This is a genomic window from Bradyrhizobium sp. th-b2, assembly GCF_000426785.1.
GTDB classification, from domain to species: domain Bacteria; phylum Pseudomonadota; class Alphaproteobacteria; order Rhizobiales; family Xanthobacteraceae; genus Bradyrhizobium; species Bradyrhizobium septentrionale.
The window spans coordinates 100062-120840 of the sequence record NZ_AUGA01000008.1 but is presented as its reverse complement, the minus strand read 5'-3'; the positions used below and the strand labels follow the sequence as shown (position 1 = coordinate 120840).

Below are 20779 nucleotides of genomic sequence, written 5' to 3'. Positions count from 1 at the left end.
CACCGGATTCACGAATGGGCGCCGACGGCCGATTTGTGATCCTGCTTCTTCGACCACGAGACGTAGTAGGCGACGGCGATCATCGCCGCGATGCCTGCGATGCTGACGGCGGCCTGCCTCGCCACCGAGTTCGGGCCGGTGATCAGGATAAGGTGCGCGGCAAAGGAGAGGAAAACGCCTGCACAGAACACGGCGAGCCACTCCTCGCCGCACTTGATGAGCGGCTGCAGGGCGTGTGATCGCAGGTATTCCCAGTCGCGCGGCACCAGCAACGTGAACAGGAACGTCAGGGCCAGGAAATGCAGGATGCGATGGGGTGCGACATCCTCCCGGTCGCTTGGCAGGAGCATGTCGCTCAGTCCATCCGGCATCATCTGGGCGAGGGCCGGGATATCGCCAATTGAGACGATCGTCAGCGCGAACACCAGATACAACAGGGCCGCGGCGCGCAGCGCTGGAGTAGCCTGCAGCGAGCGGATCTCGGAGGCGTACCGCCTACCGACGAGCGCGAGCCAGCCGCCCATCACAAACAGCAATTGCCAGCAGAACGGGTTCAGGTACCAGCGTCCATCCGGGTATGATGTCAGATTCCAGTCGAGCACGCGGGCGGTCGCGTAAAGCGCAACGGACCCGGCGAGCGTCGCGTTCGGCACATAGAGCAGCCCGCACACGATAATGGGCTGGAAGGCCATCAAGGCGATAATGAGTTGCAGCACATCCAGATTGAGCGGCTTGGCTTGCAGGAACAGGCCGTAGATCAGCGTTCGGATACCGTGGTCGATGAAGCCGGTGATGTTGAACTCGCTGATGATCTCGGGCGCAGCGGTCCGGGCCGCGACATAGCTGATCAACTCGACATAGATTACGAACAGAACGATGTAGGCGGCGTAGAGCTGCCACACACGCCTGAAGATGCGGGTGGCCGCCACCAGCATTCCGCGCTCCACCGCCATCCCACTGTAGATCAGCGTCGTCGCGTAGCCGCCGACGAATACAAACAGGTCGGTGGCGCCGCTGAAGCCGAAGTTGCGAATGGTCAGCGTGTTGACGACGTTGTGCGGAATATGATCGAGGAATAGAAACCAGTTCGCGATGCCGAGCAGCAGCGCAATCCTGAGATCGCCATCGCCTGCCGCGATCCCGGCATTTTTTGTCGGAGTCATTTGAAGCAGAAATCTACCGGCCCGAGAAACGAATCGCTAATCTAAAGGGAACCCGCGCCCGGTCCGAATAGACTTTGCGTGAACCCAATCTAGTCCGTTTCCGGTTCCGGCCAAGTGGCCGGCTCAAGAAAGATCACGTTTTCGAAATCACCACGTGAGGTCTCGACGTCAGACCGGCTCGTGCTTGCGCAGGTCGCCGATGTGATCGAGCGTATTGGCTTGCATATCAGCGGCGGTCAGGGGGACCTCCGGCAGGGCGGCCTCGGCAAGGATGTCGTCCGTGACATCCTCAACCGAACATTCGGCAATCTCGTGGATGAAGCTGATGTTGGTATATTCACCCGACGCGATGCGCGAGACGACCTCACGCCGGGTCATTTCGGGGTCGACGATCGCTTCCCGGCCGCGGCGGCCATAGTCGATCATCACGACAAAATACTGCATGCCTGATAGTTCGATGCCTTGACTGTTATCGGCCATTATTTCCGATAATCGGAACTATGTCAAGAGGAATTGCCGATAACCCGAATTTCGACGCCGCTGGTCCGGCCGATTCGGTCTGGGTATCCGAATCGGCCTGGTCGGCCCTGAAGTCGCGCCGCTATTTCTCCGATCGCCCCTGCGTCCGGGCAGATTTGCGGCCCTTCGCCGTCTTGCCGCGCAGCCGTTCGATCTGGCCGCGGGGCAGGGTGACGCAGATTTCCCCGATCCATTCGAGCTTCACACCGTTGATCGGCTTGGCGTTGAAGCTCTTGAGGTTGACCAGGCCGGAAGAGCTGCCGCGTTCGATCGTCTTCAGGTAGCGCTCGCCGCTTTTCAGCCGGACCGCAGCTTCTTCGCCGTAGAAGCTCGACAGCGGATGGCGCTGCTCGCGATAGACCACGATGACGTCGCCGTTCTCGTATTTTGGCAGCATCGAATCGCCTGAGACCTCAAAAGCGATGGTCTCCTCGGTTACCGGGAACGGAAGTTCGACCTCGCCGAGACCCTCCGGCGGGACCTGCTCGAGGTCCGGCTCGATCGAGGCGCCGGCGCCGACCCGGCCCATGATCGGCACCGAGTTCAGCTCCAGATATTCGATGATCGGGGCGATCTCCGACGCCTTGATCAACCGTATCCCCGACAGTATCTCGGATACCGCCCCGGCCCGTACCCCCATTGCGCGGGCAAGCCCGCCCTTGCTCTTCCCTGTCTTTTCCAGTGCTCGTTCGATCAGTGCCGCGTCCAGCATGTTTCATCCTCTCCAAATCCTGTCATATCCATACCGTTACGATTATCAGAAATCAAGCTTGACTTTTTCTTCGGAATATCGGAAGCTATGCAAGGCGCCGGCGGAATGACAAAAATGGGAATCTGGAATGGAAATGACGAACTGGCTGCCGGAGCATTCGGCTGCCCTGCAGGACCTGCGCGCCCGCGGCTTGTCCTACTCGGAGATCGCTGACACCATCAACGCAACCTTCAACACGGCCTACACACGCTACGCGGCCCTCAGCCGGGCCCAGCGCATGGGGTTGGTGGGCCTCGATCGGGTGGAGCCGTCCCTGCCGGGGCGCCTCGACCCACTGAAACCGTCCCTGGCGAAGCTCCCGGGCAACGGGTGCCTGCGGGAGGGGCGGGCCGAGCTGAAGCCCGATCTGATTCGCTGGCCAAAAATCTTCGCCGAAGCGGTGGAGATGCCCCAACTTCGTTGCGCGGCGGTCGAGCCGCGGCATCTTTCACTGCTCGACCTGAAACGCGGCGACTGCCGCTATCCCTATGGCGGGGATGCCGACGGCGAGACGGTCACCTTCTGCGGTCATCCGTGCCGGCCGGGCACGAGCTACTGCGCACCGCATTTTCACCTGAGCCGCGATCCGGAGGCCTCAGCGAGGCCGGTATTGAACGACGCCTGGCTTCAGGCCGTCGGAGCCATCTGAGGCGATTCACCTCCCGACTGCCGGACTTCGGTCCGCAACCGCAATCGCGCGGATGACCCCGCGCGCTCATCACCACACATTTTGGAGACCAGCAATGCCGCGAGGCAAACGCCGGAAACCGTACGATCCCGCCGGAGCGCACGATCGACGCTCCCAGGATCTGCCCTTCAATGCCGAGGTGGCGACGGTCGAGATCGACGACCCCCTTGCGCTCGAGCCGGGCGACAAGATCGTTGCGTTCCGCTCGATACGCAACGATCCGCTCAGCCGGTTGCACGCGCATCGACAGATCGACGATACGCAGTATCGGAGCGGCAGGGCCTTCCAAAACGATTGGGAGAAGGCCGAGCGTGGCCCTCGCGCAGTGGACACGACACGCGAATACGTCGATGGCGGTCAGCAACGCGAGCCGATCACGGAGGAGCAGCGTCAGGCGACCCTGCGGTTGAATCGTGCCGAGCATGAGCTCGGCGCCGACGGCTCGGCGCTGGTGCACGATGTCCTGATCCTCGGCATGACCATGGAGCAGGTTGGGCAGCGGCGCGGGCTGCGCACGCAGCGCTGGCAGGACTATTTCGCGCGGCGTCTCAAGGAGTGCCTGGATCGGCTGGCGCTGATGTACGGGCTTGCCACGCCGAACAGGGTTCCCGTGAAGGATCGCCGATGCTGATTTGAAGTGATGTGCTTGCGTGCCGGTCGCGACGCAGGCCTCCGGTACGGCAACGCTTCATCACATTGCGGGACTGTGCCTGGCCTCACATTGCGCTCCATCCTTCGTGTGTGATGGCGTTGCACTCGGCCAGGCCGTGAAGAAGGTCGACAGCGGCGCGGACTCTCATGTAACTTCGCCCACGCCTATGACCTGCCTGCATTCGAGCGAAGTGTGATGGCCTCGGGGGCCGGCAATGGGTCTGGCGCGTCACCTCAAGGGAGTTCGCAGCGGCTACGCCTCTCCATATCTTCCTCCTGCATCACGAACATCACGAGCAACGTGGGTCGGTGCCGGCGCGGAGCCCCAATCAAAATTCACCCAAGGAGAACCGACCGATGAATCACACTGGAAACTGCTTTTGCGGCGCCGTCGAACTCAAGGTCATGGGAGAACCTGAGGCGATGGGCTACTGCCACTGCCGCTCGTGCCGTTCCTGGTCCGGCGGTCCGGTGAATGCCTTCAGCCTGTGGAAGCCCGAGGCGGTTGAGGTCACCAAGGGCGCCGACCATATCGGGACGTTCGAGAAGACGGCGATGAGCCAACGCAAATATTGCACCAAGTGCGGCGGTCACCTGATGACCAACCACCCGACGCTTGGACTCGTCGACGTATTCACGGCAACGATCCCGACGCTGAAATTCAGCCCTGGCGTGCACGTCAACTATGCCGAGGCGGTGCTGCCGATACGCGATGGTCTGCCGAAGTTGAAGGATTTTCCGGCCGAGTTCGGCGGCTCTGGCGAAATGCTCGCCGAATAGCGCGGCGCTTCTCGATGACGAAAGCGGGTGGCGGCGGGGCGTCGCCACCCATCGAATCTGCATTCCTCCGCTGGCCGGAAGCCCTCACGGACCCGCTATCCGGTAGTCTTCCTCGACATTCGAATGGTCCGACCGTGTCGGCACCGCGGGATCTGCTCTGCTGATGACAGCCATGTCAGGCGAAGGTCCCGCCCTGCAAAATCCGGGTTTGGTTTTGGTGACGGGCTTCCGCTAAAAAGGCGCGCAGCGTCGGTCCTGGGAGGGCCGTCGTATTTCGCCTGACAAAATAACAGAGGAAGCGTCAGATCATGACCGGACCAGAATTGCCAGGGCGCGCGCCGCGCGGGGAGGGAGTTCCGACGGCGCTCGATGGGCTGCTGGTTGTCGATTTCACCCGCGTTGTCGCCGGTCCGGCCTGCACGCAAACGTTGGCAGACTTCGGGGCCGAGGTCATCAAGATCGAGAACCCGGACGGCGGAGACGATACGCGCGCTTACGAGCACGCCGAAATCGGCGGAGAGAGCGCAGCTTATCTGAGCCTCAATCGCAACAAGCGCGGCATTGCGCTCGATTTCAACAATCCGGCCGCGCTCGAGGTCGCGCGCGCGTTGATCGCCAAGGCCGACGTCGTGGTGGAGAATTTCTCCGGCGGCGTGATGAAGAAATTCGGGCTCGACTATGCGTCGGTGGCGCCGACCAATCCGCGGCTGATCTATTGCTCGATCTCCGCTTACGGCCGTAAAGGCGATTTCGCGCTACGTCCTGGTTTTGACCCGATCACCCAGGCCGAAAGCGGCTTCATGTCGCTCAACGGCTTTCCGGATGGCGAGCCGGTGCGCACCGGTCCGCCGATCGTGGACATGGCAACGGGCATGTCGGCCTGCAACGCCATCCTGCTGGCGCTGATCGCGCGCGATCGGCTCGGACGCGGTCAGCAGGTCGAGGTCGCGTTGATCGACACCGCGGTCTCAATGACCGGCTTCTACGGCATGGCCTATCTCATCAACGGCAACAACCCGGGCCGTTTCGGCAATTCTCCGAACGGTTCGCCGACCGTCGGCGTCTACCGGGCGTCCGATGGTCCGCTTTACATGGCCTGCGCCAATGATCGGCTCTATCGCCGGTTGGTCACCGACGTGCTGGAGCGTCCGGATCTCGTCACTGACCCCGAATTTGCTCACCGCAAGGCGCGGACGGCCAACAAGGAGAAGCTCCGCGCCATCATTGCCAGCGTGTTCGCGAGCGACACGCTCGAGCACTGGATGGCGAAGATGAAGAAGGCCAACATTCCGGTTGGCTATCTGCGGACGGTCGAGGAAGGGTTCAACGCACCCGAGGTGCGCGATCGGCATCGCCTTAGCAGAATCGCGCATCCGACCGCCGGTTCGGTTCCGAACATCGAGTCGCCGGTCAATATGAGCCTGACGCCGGCGGTTGATCCTGTTGCGGCTCCGCTGCTCGGTCAGCACACGCGGGATGTGTTGAGCAAGACGCTTGGCTATGACGACCGGCGCATGGCCGGCTTGGCCGAGGCGGGCGCGTTCGGCAAGGCCGGGAACACCGGCTAGCGTGGCTGGCCTGCACCGAAGATCGAATATTCGCAAAGCAACCTGAGCGCAGGCGAGAGGCAAGCCTCTCGCCTCGCAGGACGTCGTTCAGACGTCACAGGCCTCCGGCGCATGCCGGCGGCCTCGGAGCCGGAACCGGTCCGTTTCGGGAGTTCAGTTCGGCTTGCTGCGCAAGTTGTTCCTTGGCATACTTTCAACTTCCTCGGGCTCCGCCCGATCAATCTCGAGGCGGGCCATCCGGAGTATGAGGGTTGCCGTGGTCAGGCCGAGGCGTTCGGCCTCTTGCGCTGCGGTGTCGACCTTCTGGGCCAAGCCTTCACGTTTACCTGGGTATGCCATTCGTAATCCTCACTTAAGGTGCGAGATGAAAAATCCCACATATGTTGCAGAGCTGCAGAACAAGCTCGGAGCTCCATCGAGCGAAACACTGGAAAGCCTGCGACTGTTGAAGGCTTTCCTTCGGCTTGCGCCCGACCAGCGTTCCGAAGTCATCGAGCTGGTCGAACGTTTGGCGGTTGAACCGCCGCGCGACCCTCCACTGTCCTGAGGTGTTCGCGTTTTCCCTGGATGTCAGTTGTTCATTGGTTTGGCCGGGGGCTGCGTCGCGATCACGTAGATCGCGCCGCCTTCGAGCGCTTCGGATTGATGTCGGGTGCCGGCAGGCAGCAGGATGGTGTCGCCGGCGCCGACGACCCGTTCGCCGCCATCCCAGATGTAGTTCAGCCGGCCGCTGATGATCATCAGGATTTCATCGACCGGATGGGTATGGAAGTGATGCACCTTGCCGGCCGCATCATGCTGCAGCTCGACGGAGCCCTGCGCCGGGAGCAGGTTCAGGATCTCCGGATCGATGGCAAATTCGGTCTTCGCGCCTGCGATGATCTGGGTCATGCTGCCTGTTCCTTGTTCGCGATCGGTGGCGTCTTGTTCTGTGCGAGCTTGGCGAAGGGGCAGCCGGCGCTCGCATTGTTGTCGTCGTCCAGGAAGTACTGCAGATACTCGCGGCCGTCGGACGCGCCGTAGCGGCCAAGCAGCGGCGAGGGGCTCGCGCTGTCGTAAGGGATCAAGCGCTTGCGCACTTCGGCGAACGCGGCGTTCGCCGCCTTCTCCGTCCCGAGAATCTTCTCGAACACCCAGCGCGGCTGGAAGGTGAGCATGAAGGCGCTGGACCGGCGGCTCTGGCGCATCACATGCGCGGGCGTTGTGCACACGACGAAGATCGGCTCGCCCGCAAACGAGAACTCCCACATCGGATGGTCGATCTGCTCCGGAATCTCTGATGGCCAGGGGTTCTTGTCCAGCCGCGCAAGCTGGTCGAGCGTCAGCCACATCTTGCGATAATAGGCGTCGAGCGTCTGCACCGGGCGGGGCCGCGTGAAAACGATCAATGAGGTGTTGGGGCCGAACGAGCGCGCCTCCGAGAGATATTGTCCGAGCTGTTCGCCAAGCACCGCCACATCATACGGATCAAGGAAGAGGTAGCGGAGCTGGTCCTGGCGATGTCCGGTCACCCCGAACACGCAAGGGAACGGCCTCGCCTCGCTGCTCATCTGCGCTTCAAACTCGGAAAACATCACGCTTTGCCAGCTGCTGACCGGAAAGTTTGACGCGACTTCGCCTTTTCTCAAAAACAAGCGCTCCATAACACCCCCTCGACTCCTAACGACACTAACGAGCTATCAACTTGCCTCTCATCAGCAGCGGCCCGGCAATGCCCGGCAGCGACATGAGAAGCAAAATGGCAATCAAGGCGCTGTAGCCGCCATCACCGATCACGGCCGTGTTGTGCACGGCGTCGGTCCCGGAGGCGCTGCTGGCCGCAAGCATCGCGAAGCCGATGATGGGCTGCGCGACGCCCGCGAAGATGCCGGCAGCCGTGGTATTCACGGAGGCGCCGACACCGATCAGGTCCGCCGTGTACAATTTCTTGACGCATTTCAGCACCAGCGGAACCGTGCCGCCGGCAACGAGGCCCAATGCCGTGAACACGACGGTGACGTAGGCAAGACCAAACGTTTGGGCGATCGGCGGCAGCAGCATCGCGATCAGGAGCATGCGCAGCGCGCAAATGCCGATCAGCGCGCGGTCGAGTACCGCGGCGGCACGGTCGGCGGCATGACCGAGGAAGATCGATCCGAGCGCATTGCCGATCATGAAGGCCAGCAGCGGCGTGCCGGCGGCCGTAGGCGAGATATGGAAGAAGTGCGCGACCATCGGAATGCCCCAGACGCCCGACAGCGTCGTCACGACCGCGAAGTGCGAGGCAAACGTCATTGCGCAACCCCAGTTCGCGACATGGGTCAGCGCTTGCCGTGCCGCGATGGCAACGCCCTTCAGCGTCTTGTTGCTGTGCGAGACCGGATCCGGCTTGAGCGCAAGCTTGGCGAAAGCGAGATTGGCAAGCCCGATGCAGGCGATGAACAGGAAGCAGGACCGCCAGCCAAAGCCCGAGACCGCGGCCGCAAGCGGCGTGGTCGCGATGACGCCGCCGACATAGCCGGACACCTGCGAAATGCCGGACATCATGCCGAACCTCTCGTCGGCGAAGCTTTGTGCGACGAGCTTCAGCAGTGCGGTGAAGACCAGCGCGTCGCCGCAGGCGACGATCAGCCGAGCGGCAAAGACGTCGAGCAAGTTCGGCGCGAGCGCGAATGCGGCGCTGCCGAGCGACGAGGCGATCATGCTGGCCAGGACGACGCGCTTGACGCCGAAACGGTCGACCAGAAGGCCGGCCGGAATCTGCATCAGGGTGTAGCCCCAGAAATAGCTCGAGGCGAGCATCGCAACACCGGCCGCGTCGGTGTCGAAGTCGTGCATGAAGCTGAGGCTCACCGATTGCGGCGACACGCGTTGCAGGAAAGCGATGGCATAGGCGATCGCCACCGCCGTCCAGGCCAGATAGGCGCGATCGGTGAAGCGCGACGTCGGGACGTATACCGCCTGTTGTCCGAGCATCGACATCAAACCCTCGCGTAACCGACAGAGAAAAGGGCATCCGCAGAATTCGGAATCTTGCGCGACATCGCGGCGTCGACCAGCGATGCGGTGCCATGGTAGGTCTGCCGATGGTGCTTAATGTGGCCGTAGGCGCCGCGCATGATCATGTCGGGAAGTTCGAGCGGCTTGCCCGGATAGAGCGAGGTGCACATCTCGACACACGCCGCCTGCAACGCGGGATCCTGTGCATCGTCGAGCAACGATGGAGACACTTTTTCGCAAATCTTAGCGTTCGCTGCCCACACGATTGGATTGCGGGTCCGCCAGCCGTAGAGGACGTTGCCGTCGGCTCTCGCAGCTGCACCCGAACATTTCAGGACTTCCGAAGTGAAGGAGCCGTACAAGCCGCGGCCCTGGTGCGCGGGCAGCACTTCCGTGCCGCTGCGGTAGATTCCAAGTCCGGCCGACATCTGCAGGATGCGGTAAACCGAGAAGGCCACGAGGCCCGAGCCGTCGTAGACCAGGATCAGGCTGTACTTCTTGTCGAAGGGCGAGGAGGTTGCGGTCCAGTGCGGCTCGCGGGCTTGCCAGTTGATGGCAATGATGCCGTTCATGGCGTCCATCAGCGGCTGACGGTCGCAGGCTTCGATCCGGGAGGCGTCGGGTAGACTGTAGATCGCGTAATCCGCCCGAGGCGATTTGATCGCCTCGTATCCGCTGCCCAGATTTCGCGACATGGCAGAACTCCAGAATTCCATCGCGACCTATACAGGGCAGCCTCGAATGGCTTAAAGGACAATATGCCCTCGAAAGCTGCCAAAGCGCCTCGGCCGGAGCCGCGCGACAAGAAAACCACGCGGCGGATCGCGATCGTCGCCTTTCCGGGCGTGACCTTGCTCGACATCTCCGGGCCCGCCCAGGTGTTCGCGGAGCTGGAGGCGATCGAACTGCCCGGGCCGGACTACTCGCTCTCCTACCTGTCGGCGTCCGGTGGGTTGGTGCCGACCGATGTCGGCATGATGATCGACACGGCGCCGATCGACAGTGTTGCACCCGCCGAGGTCGATACGCTGGTGATCCCTGGTGGGCCGGGCATCTGGAAGCTCCGCAACGACGCCAAGTTGATGAACTGGATTGCGGAGGCGCTGCCGAAGGCGCGCCGTATCGCATCGGTGTGCCTCGGCGCGTTTGCGCTGGCCTGGACCGGAATCCTGGACGGCAAGCGTGCTGCAACGCACTGGCGGTATTGCCCGCGCTTGCAGGACAGCTTCCCCAACATCCGCGTCGAGCCCAACGCGATTTTCGTCAAGGATGGGCGGGTCTGGTCATCGGCCGGCGTCAGCGCTGGTATCGACCTCGCGCTTGCCATGATCGAAGAGGATTTCGGCCACACCACCGCGCTCGATGTCGCACGCCGGCTTGTTGTGTTTCTCAAGAGGCCGGGCGGTCAGAGCCAGTTCTCGACTGTGCTCGCGGCCCAGGCGTCGGACGTCGAGGGACGCTTCAGCGCGCTGCACGCCTGGATCATCGAGAACATCACTGACGACCTCAAGGTCGAGACCCTCGCGGAAAAGGCCGGGATGACGCCTCGCACCTTTGCCAGGACCTATGTCAGCCGCACCGGCATGACGCCCGCAAGCGGCGTCGAGGCGCTGCGCGTGGAGACCGCGCGCCTGCTGCTCGAGAGCCGTCAGATCGGCGGCGTGGTCGAAGTCGCCAAGCGCGCGGGTTTCGGCGATGACGAACGAATGCGGCGGGCCTTCCTGCGCCACCTTGGCGTGTCACCGACCGAGTACCGAAACCGGTTTTCGGGCAGCTAGCTCGCCTCCGGCTGGCTCAGTCCGGACGCCGGGCGCCTGCTGTCGAAATTGATCTATCTCACGAGCGAATAGCTGGCCTTCGCTGGCCGGATTCGATGTTCAAGGTGTAGCTTTTCCGGTTTGTCTGCGGCTAATGTGCCGGCCAAAATCGGGAGAAGAAACACCATGAATGACGGGACCCCCATTCAACAGACGCGCAATGTCGAGCTCGGCGCCAGCGGCGAGGAATTCCAGAATCTGCACGAATTCGCGCAGAAGGCCCGCGCCAAGCTGAACCAGAACGCCTGGGATTATATCGTCGGCGCCTCGGAGACCGAGACCACGATGCGCCGCAACAGAATGGCCCTCGACGAGATCGCGTTCCGGCCGCGCGTCCTGCGCAACGTCATCGATGTCGATCCTTCCGTTGAGGTATTCGGACGCAAGCTCCGGCTTCCCGTGATGATCGCTCCGGTCGGCGCGCTCGAGATCTTCGATCCCGATGCGGGCGCAGCCGTTGCGCGCGGAGCTGGAACGTTCGGCGCGGCGCATATGCTGAGCTCGGTGTCGGAGCCAGGTCTGGAGAACACGGCCAAGGCCGCGCCTGACGCCTTGCGCATCTTCCAGCTCTATGTGCGTGGCGACGACGCCTTCGTCGAGGACACGGTCAGCCGTAGCATCGACAACGGTTATGCCGCGTTCTGCCTCACCGTGGACACCGCCCATTACAGCCGGCGCGAACGCGACATCGCCAAGCGCTACGTCCGTGAAAGCCGCATCCGCGCCACCGGCGGCGATTTCCAGAAGGGGCTGGAATGGCGGACCGTGAAGTTGATCAAGGACAAGTTCAAGATTCCGCTGATCCTCAAGGGCATCGCCACCGCCGAAGATGCAAGGATCGCCCTCGATCACGGGGTCGACTGGATCTACGTCTCAAATCACGGCGGACGCCAGCTCGACCACGGCCGCGGCTCCATGCATGTCCTGCCCGAGATCGTCCAGGCCGTCGCAGGGCGAGCCAAGATCATGGTCGACGGCTCGTTCTGCCGAGGCACCGACATCGTGAAGGCCATCATCTCGGGCGCCGACCTTGTCGGGATCGGCCGCTTGCAGTGCTGGGCGCTCGCCGCGGCCGGTGAGGCGGGCATTGTCCGGATGCTTGAATTGCTGGAGGACGAGGTGATCCGGTGCCTCGGGCTGCTCGGCGTCACCAGCTTTGCCGAACTGGACAAATCCTATCTTCACCCTGCGCTGCCGACCAATCTGCCGAGCGTGTTCAGCGCATTCCCGCTGCTCGATATCGATCCCTACCGCTACTGAACTGGTACGAAGCGATAGCGCGATCGGGGCCCACGGGCGCCTCGGTCGCGCCAAGTCGCCATCAATCTGTGGTGTCCATGAAGCCGCCGCGGCAAAGACAAAGTCTGATCCAAATGCCGCACTAGTCGAGGCGGATGGCAGATAATCCATTCGCTGAGTTTTCCCTTGAACGCGCGATCGGCTTGCGCTGGACCCTGCGGGATATCCAGGCCCGCCGGCTCGGACTGTCCCCGATCAGCGACGAGGATTTGCGCGTCCTGACGGAGCTTGGTCTGGTCGAACTGCATGACGACGAGCCCGTGCTGACGCCGGCGGGAGCTGCGGTGTTGAGCGACTGAACGGGGTAGCCGCCTAGAGCCTTCCGATGGAATCGGAACGGGGCTCTAGATGCTTATTTTGACGCGTTTTCTTCACGCGAACCGGTATCCACTTCGCGTGAAAACGCTTTATCGCGCGTTCAGAAAGCTTTCGCCGGAATTACAGGGCGTGCACTGATAGGTCAGCACGTCGTAGACTTGGTCGCGCGGCTCGATCAAGGTCAGCCGCATTTGCGTGCCGCACTTCATGCACGGCATCTCGATACTGGTCTTGAATCGGGTGCAGGTCGGTGTCGGACGAACGGCGCGCAGCATCGGATCCCCTTATTCCCCAAGAGACGCGGACGCGACCAACGAAGAAAGTCGAATCACTATGCCACAGTGCTGACATGATTGGAATCGGCTACGCTTGCGCTCCGGCCAGGCTAGGTAAATTTTCCTTTGGGCTGGAACGAGCGGGCCTGTCCTGGCTGGCGATCCGGCGCTGACGCCGTCACAAACTATGCTAACGTTGCCCCACGCTTATTTCAGGGGGCGCGATCATGATTGAGCCGAAGCTTGAAGTTCCCGCCGAGTTGCGCGATCTCGCGGAAAAGACCATCGACCAGGCCGAAAAGGCCTTCAGCCTGTTCTTTGATGCCGCGAGCAAGTCGATGACGGCGATGCCGGGCACCGGTACCGAGATTTCCAAACAGGCGCTGTCGTTCACCGAGCAGAACATGAAGGCCGCGTTCGAGCATGCGCGCAAGCTCGTGCACGCGACCGATCTGCAAGAGGCGATGCGGATCCAGTCGGAGTTCCTGCGCAGCCAGTTCACCAACGCCGGCGAACATATGCGGCAGATCAGCGGAAGCGTCATGTCCGCAACCAAGGACGCCACCAAAGGCAAGTTCTAGGACGGCTTTCGCAGCGCGTCGAGGCTGTTGCCTTGACGCGTTTTCTTCACGCGAACCGGTATCCACTTCGCTCGAAAACGCTCTAGCGCTGGCGCGCGACGGCAACGCCGAGCAGAAACGCGACGAACAGGCTGGCGAGCGGCGCTTCGCGCGTGACCGCGCTCACCGTGGCAAGGACTCCGCCTGACCGGCGCGAGCTTGCGATCGCGTCGCTGAGCCGATCTGCAGCCGCTCGCAATCCGTCCGACACCTCCGTGATGGTGCGCGAAACGTCCGTCGCGGTGTCGATCGCTCGCTCACCGAGCGTTGGCTGCGGCGGGGACTCGGGTGTCTCGGAGCTCATGTGCCGTACCGCGATCTCGCTAAAGGTCAGGTGGCCGCCACTTTTGGCTGTCCGTGCATGCGCGTGTTTTTGAACAGCGGGTCATGACCTCGGGCTATCCGCGACAGGCGCCGTTTTGAATTGCGGGTGGCGGCCGCACATCGTGCAAATGCCACAGCCGCGGATTGGTTCCACCGACATGCCGTCCTTTCACGTCAGGGAACCGGAAACTTACGCGCGGGTCGCGGCTTGTTTCCGGGGAGGAGACGATGATGACAATGCAAGCGTACGGCATAATGGACGGTGGTTCGCTCAGGCATCGCAATCGGCACGGCGGTATGCCGCTGGTGGTTGCAGCCGTGGTTGCGATCCTTGGCGTGTTGGGGATGCTGATCGTCGACCATGGTCCATGGAATAATCCGAAGGTGCAGCCGGCCGCCTCCGCCAACTACTCGACGACCGGCGAGGCGGCGCGTGCGGCCGGCGCAACGGTCATGCCGACCGAGCCGAAGGCGCCGATTGAGCCCGTTCCACCTGGCCCCAAACCAGCGCAACCGGCAAACCCAATCCCGCCGCAATAGATGCGGGTGTTCGTGGAGATGCGTCCGATGACGCGGAGCGCAGGAATTGACTCGTCGGGCAACTCAGCGGCACAAGATCACTGTCGGCAGTATCAAGCGATGATCAGCGAACGCTGACGAGCATGCCCCACGCCGCGGCGAACCCGGCACCGACGAGAACCAGCACCGGAGCGTCGCAAAAGAAGCCGCCGTACTGGCACATGGTCGTACCGAGCGAACCGATCTGATGATGGCCTGCGGCATAGAACAGGCCGGACAAGACCGCGAGCACGGCAGCAACGAAATACATCGACGCGTCCTCCCTGCAATCAACGTACGGCGCGGGCCGGTTCGACCGGCGCGAGCCGAAAACCGTAATTGATGTCGGTGCAAATATGAACCGCTTGTCCCACTTGACGCGTCGGGCAACTCAGCGGCACACTGACATCATCGCAACAAGCATACGGCCGATCGACGCCAACTCATGTTGCGATTCCAGATCATGTGTAAACTTTCGATCAAGGCGGTTTCCCACCGTCGAAGCCGACGCGTTGAATTTTACCGATCGCATTCAGCTCGTAAAAAGGTTTGACACGTCGGGCAACTCAGCTGCATAATTCAAACATTCCGAAATTGTTGGGCCCGCGCGGAGCAATCCGCGGCGGGCTTTTTGTTTGCCGTTTCACCAATCGGACGGCGGCCGCAACGTCACGACGCCACATCCTCCCCGCCCATCGCCTGAGCGTCGTCAGCGCGCCGCCGTCCGAACCATTTGGAACGAGCACGAAATTGGCCGGCGCGCGCGAACGCGCCGGTCCTGCGGCGCGGCGCAAGCCGGCGCTGCCCGCGGCCCCACTCGTCAGGGATAAGGTTCGCGCCCCAAACGGTCGCAGCATTTTGCGCGACCTGCCGCACATTCATTCCATGGTCTCGCGCTGCGCGCGGTGGACCAATTCAACGAGGTTCGTATGACCGCCTAGTTATACTTTCAAAGCGGTGATCACCGTGATCGCTACTGGTTTTCTCGGTGCCGTTTGGTTGGGCATCAAGGCCACGCTCGGAAAGTGACTGGCGTTGTAACTGAGGCTGGGCGGCTTGATGTCCACGTCAGACGTCTGGGCATCCTGGCAGACAATAGAATCTCGAGGGGTGAAAATGTACAGGATACGCGAAGTTAATCCGCAGGACGATGAGGTCGCGGACTCGCTCGCCGAGCTTCATCAGCTGATATTTTGCGATGGGACACATGTGCCTGACTTCGAGCAGGGATATTAGTGGTTTGCGTTCCGCGGAACGCGGCCGATAGCGTTCGCGGGCGTCGTTCCCTCAACCCATGTTGCCAATACCGGATATCTGTGCCGCGTCGGCGTCGCGATACCGCACCGCGGCCGCGGCCTGCAGGTGCGGCTTACTCGTGCGTTGGAAGCGCGAGCGCAGCGCGCCGGCTGGATGGCGATCGTTTCGGATACGACCGACAATTGTTTCTCTGCCAATAACTTTATCCGGCAGGGATATCGGCTCTTCGAACCTGTCTCGCCCTGGGCATGGCAGCACACGCTGTATTGGCGAAAGGGGCTCGTCTAGATCCCGCGAGGCGGTTTGGGCTGTTGCCAACAATTCGACGACCTAGAGCGCCGCCCGGTGGCCGAATGACCACCGGGCTTTTTTGCGTTTCCGCACCGTTGGTGGTGCCTTCGGTAAGCAGCGGTCGTTAGCCGGGAACTGGACCACGTCTCGAATCTTGGCGGGAAAATGCTAGAGTGGCCTGGCCCGAGCGGACGGGGCATTGCTGGAAGCGTTCCTTCAATAGGGACCCCGCCGCAGTCGTTAATCCTGGGCGTTGAATTCGCGGGACGTAGGCTTGCGCGGCTTGATCTCTGGTGATCGATCGATAAACTGAGTCGTACGGCTCGATCGCACGCGCAGATGTCTTGGAGATCGAACGAAGGAAGAGACCATGGTTGAGGTTGACCGCGGGCTCGACGCGAAGGTGCCGCCAGGCCCAGATATAGACCGCTATTCGGTCATGGTCGCACGAGCCAGGGCGCTTGTGCCGGCCTTGCGTGAGCGGGCTCAACGGACCGAAGAGCTGCGCCGATTGCCGCCGGAGACCGAACGGGATCTGCACGATCATGGGCTTTTCCGGATCCTGCAGCCCAAGCGCGTCGGGGGAAGCGAACTCGACTATGTTGCACTGGTCGATTGCGCCGATGCCCTGGGGCAGGGCGACGCCTCGGTCTCCTGGAATTTTGCCAATCTTGCCAGTCACCACTGGATGCTCGGCATGTTCGCGCCTGAGGCGCAGAACGCGGTGTGGGGCAAGGATCCGGATACGCTGATCGCGTCTTCCTTTGTTTTCCCGGCAGGCCGTGCAAGGAAGACAAGTGGCGGATATGTGCTGAATGGTCATTGGCCGTTCTCGTCCGGGGTGGAAGCGTGCGGATGGAACATGCTCGCGAGCGTGGTTGCCTCTGACGATGAAGCCGATGGCGTCGAATATCGGTTGTTCCTGCTGAACAGGCGGGACTACAGCATCGACGATACCTGGAATGCGGCTGGTTTGCGCGGAACGGGATCAAACGACGTTCGGGTAACTGACGCGTTCGTCCCCGAGCATATGACCGTTGCCGTCAGCGATCTTGCGGGTGGTGCGACGCCCGGCAGTGTTGTCAATCCGAATGCGCTCTACGCGCTTCCGGTCTTCTCGTTGTTTCCTTATGTATTGTCAGGGGTCGGCCTGGGGAATGCCCAGGCTTGCCTTGATGATTATGTCGAGATCGCGCGACACCGCGCCTCGACATACAACCGGGCCAAGATCGGAGACCTGCAGAGCACACAAATCAAGATCGCTGAGGCGTCGGCAAAGATAGATGCCGCGCGGCTGATCATGCGTACGAACTGCGTCGAGGTGTTAGCGGAAGTTCGGCGCGGCGACATCCCGAGCATTGCCGCGAAGACGAAGCTCCGACGTGACGGCGCGTTTGCGGTCAATCTTTGCACCGAAGCGGTGTCTCTTCTGTTCGCGGCGAGCGGGGCGCGCAGCCTGTTCACCTCGGGCGCGCTGCAGCGTCAATTCCGCGATGCGCATGCGGTGAACTCGCACCTCGCCTTCAATTTCGACGCGGCCGGTACCAATTACGGGCGGGTGGCCCTCGGGCTTCCGTCTGAAAACCTGACGCTTTGAGGCCGATTGGATGTCTGACTTACCCAAACATCCGCCGGATCCGGCCAGTGAGTTCGCAAGCGACAGTTCGACGATCGACCCTCGTGACTTCCGCAACGCGCTCGGCACGTTTGCGACCGGCGTGACGATCGTGACCGCGATGTCTGCCGAAGGGCGGCCGTACGGAATTACCTGCAATTCCTTCGCGTCGGTGTCGCTCAATCCGCCGCTGGTGCTGTGGAGCCTGGGCATGTTTTCGCAGGGGCTGCCGATCTTCCAGAATGCAAGCCATTTCACGGTCAACGTTCTTGATGCGTCGCAGCAGACGCTGGCGATGCAGTTTGCCAGATCGTCGGGCGACAAGTTCGCAGGTGTGGGCTGGACGCCGGGCCTCGGTCAAGCTCCTGTGCTTGCTGACGTGGTTGCAAATTTTCAATGCCGTGCCGCCAACCGCTACTACGGCGGAGATCACGTCATTTTTCTAGGGGCGGTGGAAGCCTACGCTTATAACCGGAGCAATCCGTTGTTGTTCGCGCGGGGAGGTTTTGGCCGATTCCTGCCTGACGATGGTGACAAGACATCATGAATCGAAAGACGCCCGTCAAGCGAGCTCGTACCAAGCAGAGGCGACTATCAGCTGACGACCGACGCAGCGAATTCGTCACCAAGGCGACTGAGCTTTTTGCGGAAGAGGGATTCGGCGGCGGTACACGTACCCTTGCGCGAAAGCTCGGCGTAACCCAGCCGCTGCTTTACCGCTACTTTCCGAGCAAGGATGATCTCATCAAGGAGGTCTACCGCAAGGTATATCTCGAACCCCTGGAAATCGGCTGGGAGAAGTTGCTCTCGGATCGGTCGCGTCCGCTTCGCGTGCGCCTGCAGGAGTTTTACGAAGTTTATACGGATGCGATCTTCAACCGCAAATGGCTGAGGATCTATCTTTACTCCGGCCTGAAGGGCCTCGATATCAATCGCTGGTATGTCGGCATGGTCAAGGACAAGATACTGACCCGCATTCTCAGGGAATGCCGGCACGATGCCGGCCTCGCGACGCAAAGCAGGCCCAGCGCCGCCGAACTGGAATTGGCCTGGGTGTTTCACGGCGGCATCTTCTACTATGGTGTACGGAAGTACATCTACGAAGCGCCGGTCCTAGAGGACAAGGCACAAATGATCAGCGATGCGCTGGATATCTTTCTCGCAGGATTCGAGAGGATGGCGGAGAGCGCGACCGATCGTCGACGGGCGCCGATCAAGGTTGTGGGCTGAACCGTACTACTTTGTCGCCATCTGACCTCGATACCAATCTCCGATCTCACTCGCCGTCATCAAGGCCACGCCGTCATGACCAATGACGTAATCGAGCAGGGCCTCAAGGTACTTGATTCGGTGTGGCACCCCAGTGATGTAGGGATGCACCGAGATCGCCATGATCCGTGCATTCTCTGCGCCTTCGAGATAAAGCCGATCGAACTGGTCGGTGCAGCGCGTCAGGAACTGTTCTGACGGAAGGTGCTGCAGCGCGTGGATAACGATGTCGTTGGTCTCGACGGAATAGGGAATTGTCGTCACCGTTCCGTGCGGCGTGGCGATGTCCAGCGGGAGATCGTCGATCACCCAGTCGGCCACGTATTCGATGCCGTTGAGGCGCAGGAGATCGAGCGTCTCTTCGGTCTCGGTCAGGCCTGGGCTTTCCCACGATCGCGGCGGCTTGCCGGTAAATCCAGCAATGGTGTCGACCGCGCGCTTGATTGCGTCAGCCTGGTTCTCGACCTTGTGCATCGGGCCCTGGACAAATCCGTGTCCCATGAATTCGAAGCCCGCCTCAAGCGCTGCCGACGCCACCCGCGGATAGCTGTTGCAGACGTTGGCATTCACGGCCAGCGTCACTGGGATATTTCGGTCGGTGAGGGCCTTGAATTGCCGCCAGAAGCCGTCTCGCATGCCGTATTCATGCCACGACCAGTTCGGCACGTCGGGCAGCAGGGGCTGACCCATCGGCGGGCTCAGCACGGTACGCGGCATCGCGTTCCCGATGCGCCATTCCTCGACATTGAGGATGACCCACACGGCAAGTTTCTTGCCGCCCGGCAATGTCAGCTTCGGGCGATCGACCTGGGCCTGGTACGGAATGCGATCAGTGAAGGCCATGTCGAAACTCCTTGATCACGCCGATGATCCGGCAGCGGTGGCATTGATCCGCGGCAAGACCTTCTCGGCCATCAGGATCATCGATTGCCGGCCAAGCTCGCGATCCTTCCAGTCCTTGCCGGCGTACAGCAAGGTTCCGAAGGTGCCGATCTCTTCCTGGAACGCCAGCAGTTGATCGGCCACGCTTTCGGGCGTGCCGTAGATGATGAGCTTGTCGCAGATCTCTTCCAATGTGACTTCGGCGTCAGGTTGGTCCCGCCGCGTCTTGAACAATTCGAGCCGGCCGCTGCGCTTCAGCTTCGTGAACAGCTGGTGATAGTAGTACACGTAGGGACTGTCGGGGGACGTGGCATAGGCTTTCGCGGTTGCTGCGTCCCTTGCCACGAACACGCTCTTGGCGACACGCCAATTGGCGCTGTCGACCGGCCGGTTTGCGCGCTCGCAGCCCTCGACATATTTGGGCCAATGGCTCTTCACCCAGGCTGGCATCAGGAAGTTTGCCGAGATCGGATCCCAGCCGCGTGCCGCGGCCTCCGTGACCCCTTTTGAGAACGGCGCGACCGCGGTCACCACGATCGGCGGATGAGGGGTCTGCAAGGGGCGGGCGACGGTGCCTTGGCCAATATCCTCAATCAGAGTTCGTTTGACCGAGACATTCCAATATTTGCCCTGTAGATCATAGGGCGGCTTGCCGGCCCAGATGTCGAGAACCTGATTGATCGCTTCCAGGAACATCGCATTGCGGTCGGCATCGAGATTACCGAAGACTTCCGCATCGGACAGCAACCCGCCCGGGCTGATCCCGAATATGAAGCGGCCATCAAGCATGTGGTCGAGCATGGCGACAGATGCCGCGACTGCAGCCGGATGGGTGTTCGGCATGTTGATGGTGCCGGTTCCAAGCCTGATCTGCTTGGTCGCGGCCGCGAGCCAGGCAATGAACGCGATGCTGGAAGTGATGTTCTCGGCCTTGTCGGTGACATGCTCGCCGACATAAGCCTCAGCGAACCCGAGCTCGTCCGCGAGCAGGAAGGCCTCCCGATCCTCCCGGAGCGATTGCCGCCAATCCTTGTCGAGAGGATGGATCGGCATCGTAAAGAATCCGAGCTTCATGATCCGCCTCCCTTGCGAGTAGAACTTTAGTTGGCGAGGAACCTGCGGCCTTCCTGCGACGAAGACAAGTCCCGCCGCGCA

General features: G+C 61.7%; 26 protein-coding genes and 1 pseudogene. 14 read left to right on the top strand and 13 right to left on the bottom strand.

All coding sequences use genetic code 11. The features are described from left to right. Positions 1 to 8 precede the first annotated feature (8 nt). From K359_RS0114545 to K359_RS0114535, 3 genes are all read right to left on the bottom strand, one after another. Positions 9 to 1163 (bottom strand): OpgC domain-containing protein, encoded by a 1155-nt coding sequence (locus K359_RS0114545; protein WP_029080010.1) that lies wholly within the window; start codon positions 1161 to 1163, stop codon positions 9 to 11. Positions 1164 to 1331: 168 nt separating this feature from the next. Further along, complete coding sequence (locus K359_RS0114540; RefSeq protein WP_029080009.1) at positions 1332 to 1607, bottom strand: hypothetical protein; 276 nt, start codon at positions 1605 to 1607, stop codon at positions 1332 to 1334. 157 nt (positions 1608 to 1764) lie between these two features. Then, a complete protein-coding gene (locus K359_RS0114535; RefSeq protein ID WP_029080008.1) occupies positions 1765 to 2394 on the bottom strand; it encodes an XRE family transcriptional regulator in 630 nt (209 codons plus the stop codon). Positions 2395 to 2521: 127 nt separating this feature from the next. On the opposite strand from K359_RS0114535, the gene K359_RS51950 reads away from it, so the two are divergent. The 4 genes from K359_RS51950 to K359_RS0114515 all read left to right on the top strand — a co-directional run bounded on the left by K359_RS51950 (position 2522) and on the right by K359_RS0114515 (position 6120). After that, positions 2522 to 3082: a GcrA family cell cycle regulator gene (locus tag K359_RS51950; protein WP_051346131.1), complete on the top strand. Its 561-nt coding sequence runs from the start codon at positions 2522 to 2524 to the stop codon at positions 3080 to 3082. Positions 3083 to 3176: 94 nt separating this feature from the next. Further along, positions 3177 to 3752: a DUF6456 domain-containing protein gene (locus K359_RS0114525; RefSeq protein WP_029080007.1), complete on the top strand. Its 576-nt coding sequence runs from the start codon at positions 3177 to 3179 to the stop codon at positions 3750 to 3752. A gap of 377 nt (positions 3753 to 4129) precedes the next feature. Continuing rightward, positions 4130 to 4552 (top strand): GFA family protein, encoded by a 423-nt coding sequence (locus K359_RS0114520; RefSeq protein WP_029080006.1) that lies wholly within the window; start codon positions 4130 to 4132, stop codon positions 4550 to 4552. 305 nt (positions 4553 to 4857) lie between these two features. Further along, complete coding sequence (locus K359_RS0114515) at positions 4858 to 6120, top strand: CaiB/BaiF CoA-transferase family protein (protein ID WP_029080005.1); 1263 nt, start codon at positions 4858 to 4860, stop codon at positions 6118 to 6120. Positions 6121 to 6273: 153 nt separating this feature from the next. Here K359_RS0114515 and K359_RS0114510 read toward each other — a convergent pair whose 3' ends face one another. Beyond that, positions 6274 to 6459: a hypothetical protein gene (locus K359_RS0114510; RefSeq protein ID WP_016847356.1), complete on the bottom strand. Its 186-nt coding sequence runs from the start codon at positions 6457 to 6459 to the stop codon at positions 6274 to 6276. A 25-nt stretch (positions 6460 to 6484) separates the two neighbouring features. Here K359_RS0114510 and K359_RS58800 point away from each other — a divergent pair, with 25 nt between their 5' ends. Further along, on the top strand, positions 6485 to 6667 hold the full coding sequence (locus K359_RS58800) for a hypothetical protein (protein ID WP_084518393.1): 183 nt from the start codon (positions 6485 to 6487) through the stop codon (positions 6665 to 6667). Between the two features lie 23 nt (positions 6668 to 6690). Here K359_RS58800 and K359_RS51945 read toward each other — a convergent pair whose 3' ends face one another. From K359_RS51945 to K359_RS0114490, 4 genes are all read right to left on the bottom strand, one after another. Continuing rightward, the gene (locus tag K359_RS51945) at positions 6691 to 7011 is read right to left on the bottom strand and encodes a cupin domain-containing protein (RefSeq protein WP_029080004.1); all 321 of its coding nucleotides are present in this window, start codon (positions 7009 to 7011) and stop codon (positions 6691 to 6693) included. Then, the gene (locus tag K359_RS0114500; RefSeq protein ID WP_245284604.1) at positions 7008 to 7694 is read right to left on the bottom strand and encodes a YqcI/YcgG family protein; all 687 of its coding nucleotides are present in this window, start codon (positions 7692 to 7694) and stop codon (positions 7008 to 7010) included. The genes K359_RS51945 and K359_RS0114500 overlap by 4 nt, the downstream gene beginning before the upstream one ends. A gap of 94 nt (positions 7695 to 7788) precedes the next feature. Then, entirely contained in the window at positions 7789 to 9081 is a 1293-nt protein-coding gene (locus K359_RS0114495) for an MFS transporter (protein ID WP_029080002.1), read from the bottom strand. Next, the gene (locus K359_RS0114490) at positions 9081 to 9794 is read right to left on the bottom strand and encodes a hypothetical protein (protein WP_029080001.1); all 714 of its coding nucleotides are present in this window, start codon (positions 9792 to 9794) and stop codon (positions 9081 to 9083) included. Before K359_RS0114490 ends, K359_RS0114495 begins: the two co-directional genes overlap by 1 nt. A gap of 63 nt (positions 9795 to 9857) precedes the next feature. On the opposite strand from K359_RS0114490, the gene K359_RS0114485 reads away from it, so the two are divergent. From K359_RS0114485 to K359_RS0114475, 3 genes are all read left to right on the top strand, one after another. Continuing rightward, positions 9858 to 10877, top strand: coding sequence for a GlxA family transcriptional regulator (locus K359_RS0114485; RefSeq protein WP_029080000.1), 1020 nt, complete (start codon positions 9858 to 9860; stop codon positions 10875 to 10877). Positions 10878 to 11042: 165 nt separating this feature from the next. Continuing rightward, positions 11043 to 12176: an alpha-hydroxy acid oxidase gene (locus K359_RS0114480; RefSeq protein WP_029079999.1), complete on the top strand. Its 1134-nt coding sequence runs from the start codon at positions 11043 to 11045 to the stop codon at positions 12174 to 12176. A gap of 134 nt (positions 12177 to 12310) precedes the next feature. Further along, positions 12311 to 12514: a hypothetical protein gene (locus K359_RS0114475; protein WP_029079998.1), complete on the top strand. Its 204-nt coding sequence runs from the start codon at positions 12311 to 12313 to the stop codon at positions 12512 to 12514. A gap of 108 nt (positions 12515 to 12622) precedes the next feature. Here K359_RS0114475 and K359_RS0114470 read toward each other — a convergent pair whose 3' ends face one another. Continuing rightward, positions 12623 to 12808, bottom strand: a complete 186-nt coding sequence (locus K359_RS0114470; RefSeq protein WP_029079997.1) for a hypothetical protein — start codon at positions 12806 to 12808, stop codon at positions 12623 to 12625. 227 nt (positions 12809 to 13035) lie between these two features. Between K359_RS0114470 and K359_RS0114465 the strand changes: the two genes are divergently transcribed. Further along, a complete protein-coding gene (locus K359_RS0114465; protein WP_029079996.1) occupies positions 13036 to 13389 on the top strand; it encodes a phasin in 354 nt (117 codons plus the stop codon). 82 nt (positions 13390 to 13471) lie between these two features. Here the strand turns inward: K359_RS0114465 and K359_RS0114460 are convergent, their stop codons facing one another. After that, on the bottom strand, positions 13472 to 13732 hold the full coding sequence (locus K359_RS0114460) for a hypothetical protein (protein ID WP_029079995.1): 261 nt from the start codon (positions 13730 to 13732) through the stop codon (positions 13472 to 13474). A gap of 257 nt (positions 13733 to 13989) precedes the next feature. On the opposite strand from K359_RS0114460, the gene K359_RS0114455 reads away from it, so the two are divergent. Next, positions 13990 to 14292 carry a hypothetical protein gene (locus tag K359_RS0114455; RefSeq protein ID WP_156928499.1) on the top strand — a complete coding sequence of 101 codons (303 nt, stop codon included), beginning with the start codon at positions 13990 to 13992 and terminating at the stop codon, positions 14290 to 14292. Between the two features lie 103 nt (positions 14293 to 14395). On the opposite strand, the gene K359_RS0114450 is transcribed toward K359_RS0114455, so the two are convergent. Next, positions 14396 to 14581: a hypothetical protein gene (locus K359_RS0114450; protein WP_029079993.1), complete on the bottom strand. Its 186-nt coding sequence runs from the start codon at positions 14579 to 14581 to the stop codon at positions 14396 to 14398. 977 nt (positions 14582 to 15558) lie between these two features. On the opposite strand from K359_RS0114450, the pseudogene K359_RS51940 reads away from it, so the two are divergent. From K359_RS51940 to K359_RS0114425, 4 genes and pseudogenes are all read left to right on the top strand, one after another. Then, positions 15559 to 15855 (top strand): annotated as a pseudogene (locus tag K359_RS51940) (GNAT family N-acetyltransferase); the annotation flags it as partial. A 442-nt stretch (positions 15856 to 16297) separates the two neighbouring features. Further along, on the top strand, positions 16298 to 17455 hold the full coding sequence (locus K359_RS0114435) for an acyl-CoA dehydrogenase family protein (RefSeq protein ID WP_371261157.1): 1158 nt from the start codon (positions 16298 to 16300) through the stop codon (positions 17453 to 17455). A 10-nt stretch (positions 17456 to 17465) separates the two neighbouring features. Next, the gene (locus tag K359_RS0114430) at positions 17466 to 18020 is read left to right on the top strand and encodes a flavin reductase family protein (RefSeq protein ID WP_029079990.1); all 555 of its coding nucleotides are present in this window, start codon (positions 17466 to 17468) and stop codon (positions 18018 to 18020) included. Then, entirely contained in the window at positions 18017 to 18703 is a 687-nt protein-coding gene (locus K359_RS0114425) for a TetR/AcrR family transcriptional regulator (RefSeq protein ID WP_029079989.1), read from the top strand. Before K359_RS0114430 ends, K359_RS0114425 begins: the two co-directional genes overlap by 4 nt. A gap of 6 nt (positions 18704 to 18709) precedes the next feature. Here K359_RS0114425 and K359_RS0114420 read toward each other — a convergent pair whose 3' ends face one another. Together K359_RS0114420 and K359_RS0114415 are read right to left on the bottom strand one after the other, a co-directional pair. Continuing rightward, entirely contained in the window at positions 18710 to 19585 is an 876-nt protein-coding gene (locus K359_RS0114420) for a polysaccharide deacetylase family protein (RefSeq protein WP_029079988.1), read from the bottom strand. 15 nt (positions 19586 to 19600) lie between these two features. Continuing rightward, on the bottom strand, positions 19601 to 20698 hold the full coding sequence (locus tag K359_RS0114415; RefSeq protein WP_029079987.1) for an LLM class flavin-dependent oxidoreductase: 1098 nt from the start codon (positions 20696 to 20698) through the stop codon (positions 19601 to 19603). Positions 20699 to 20779 lie beyond the last annotated feature (81 nt).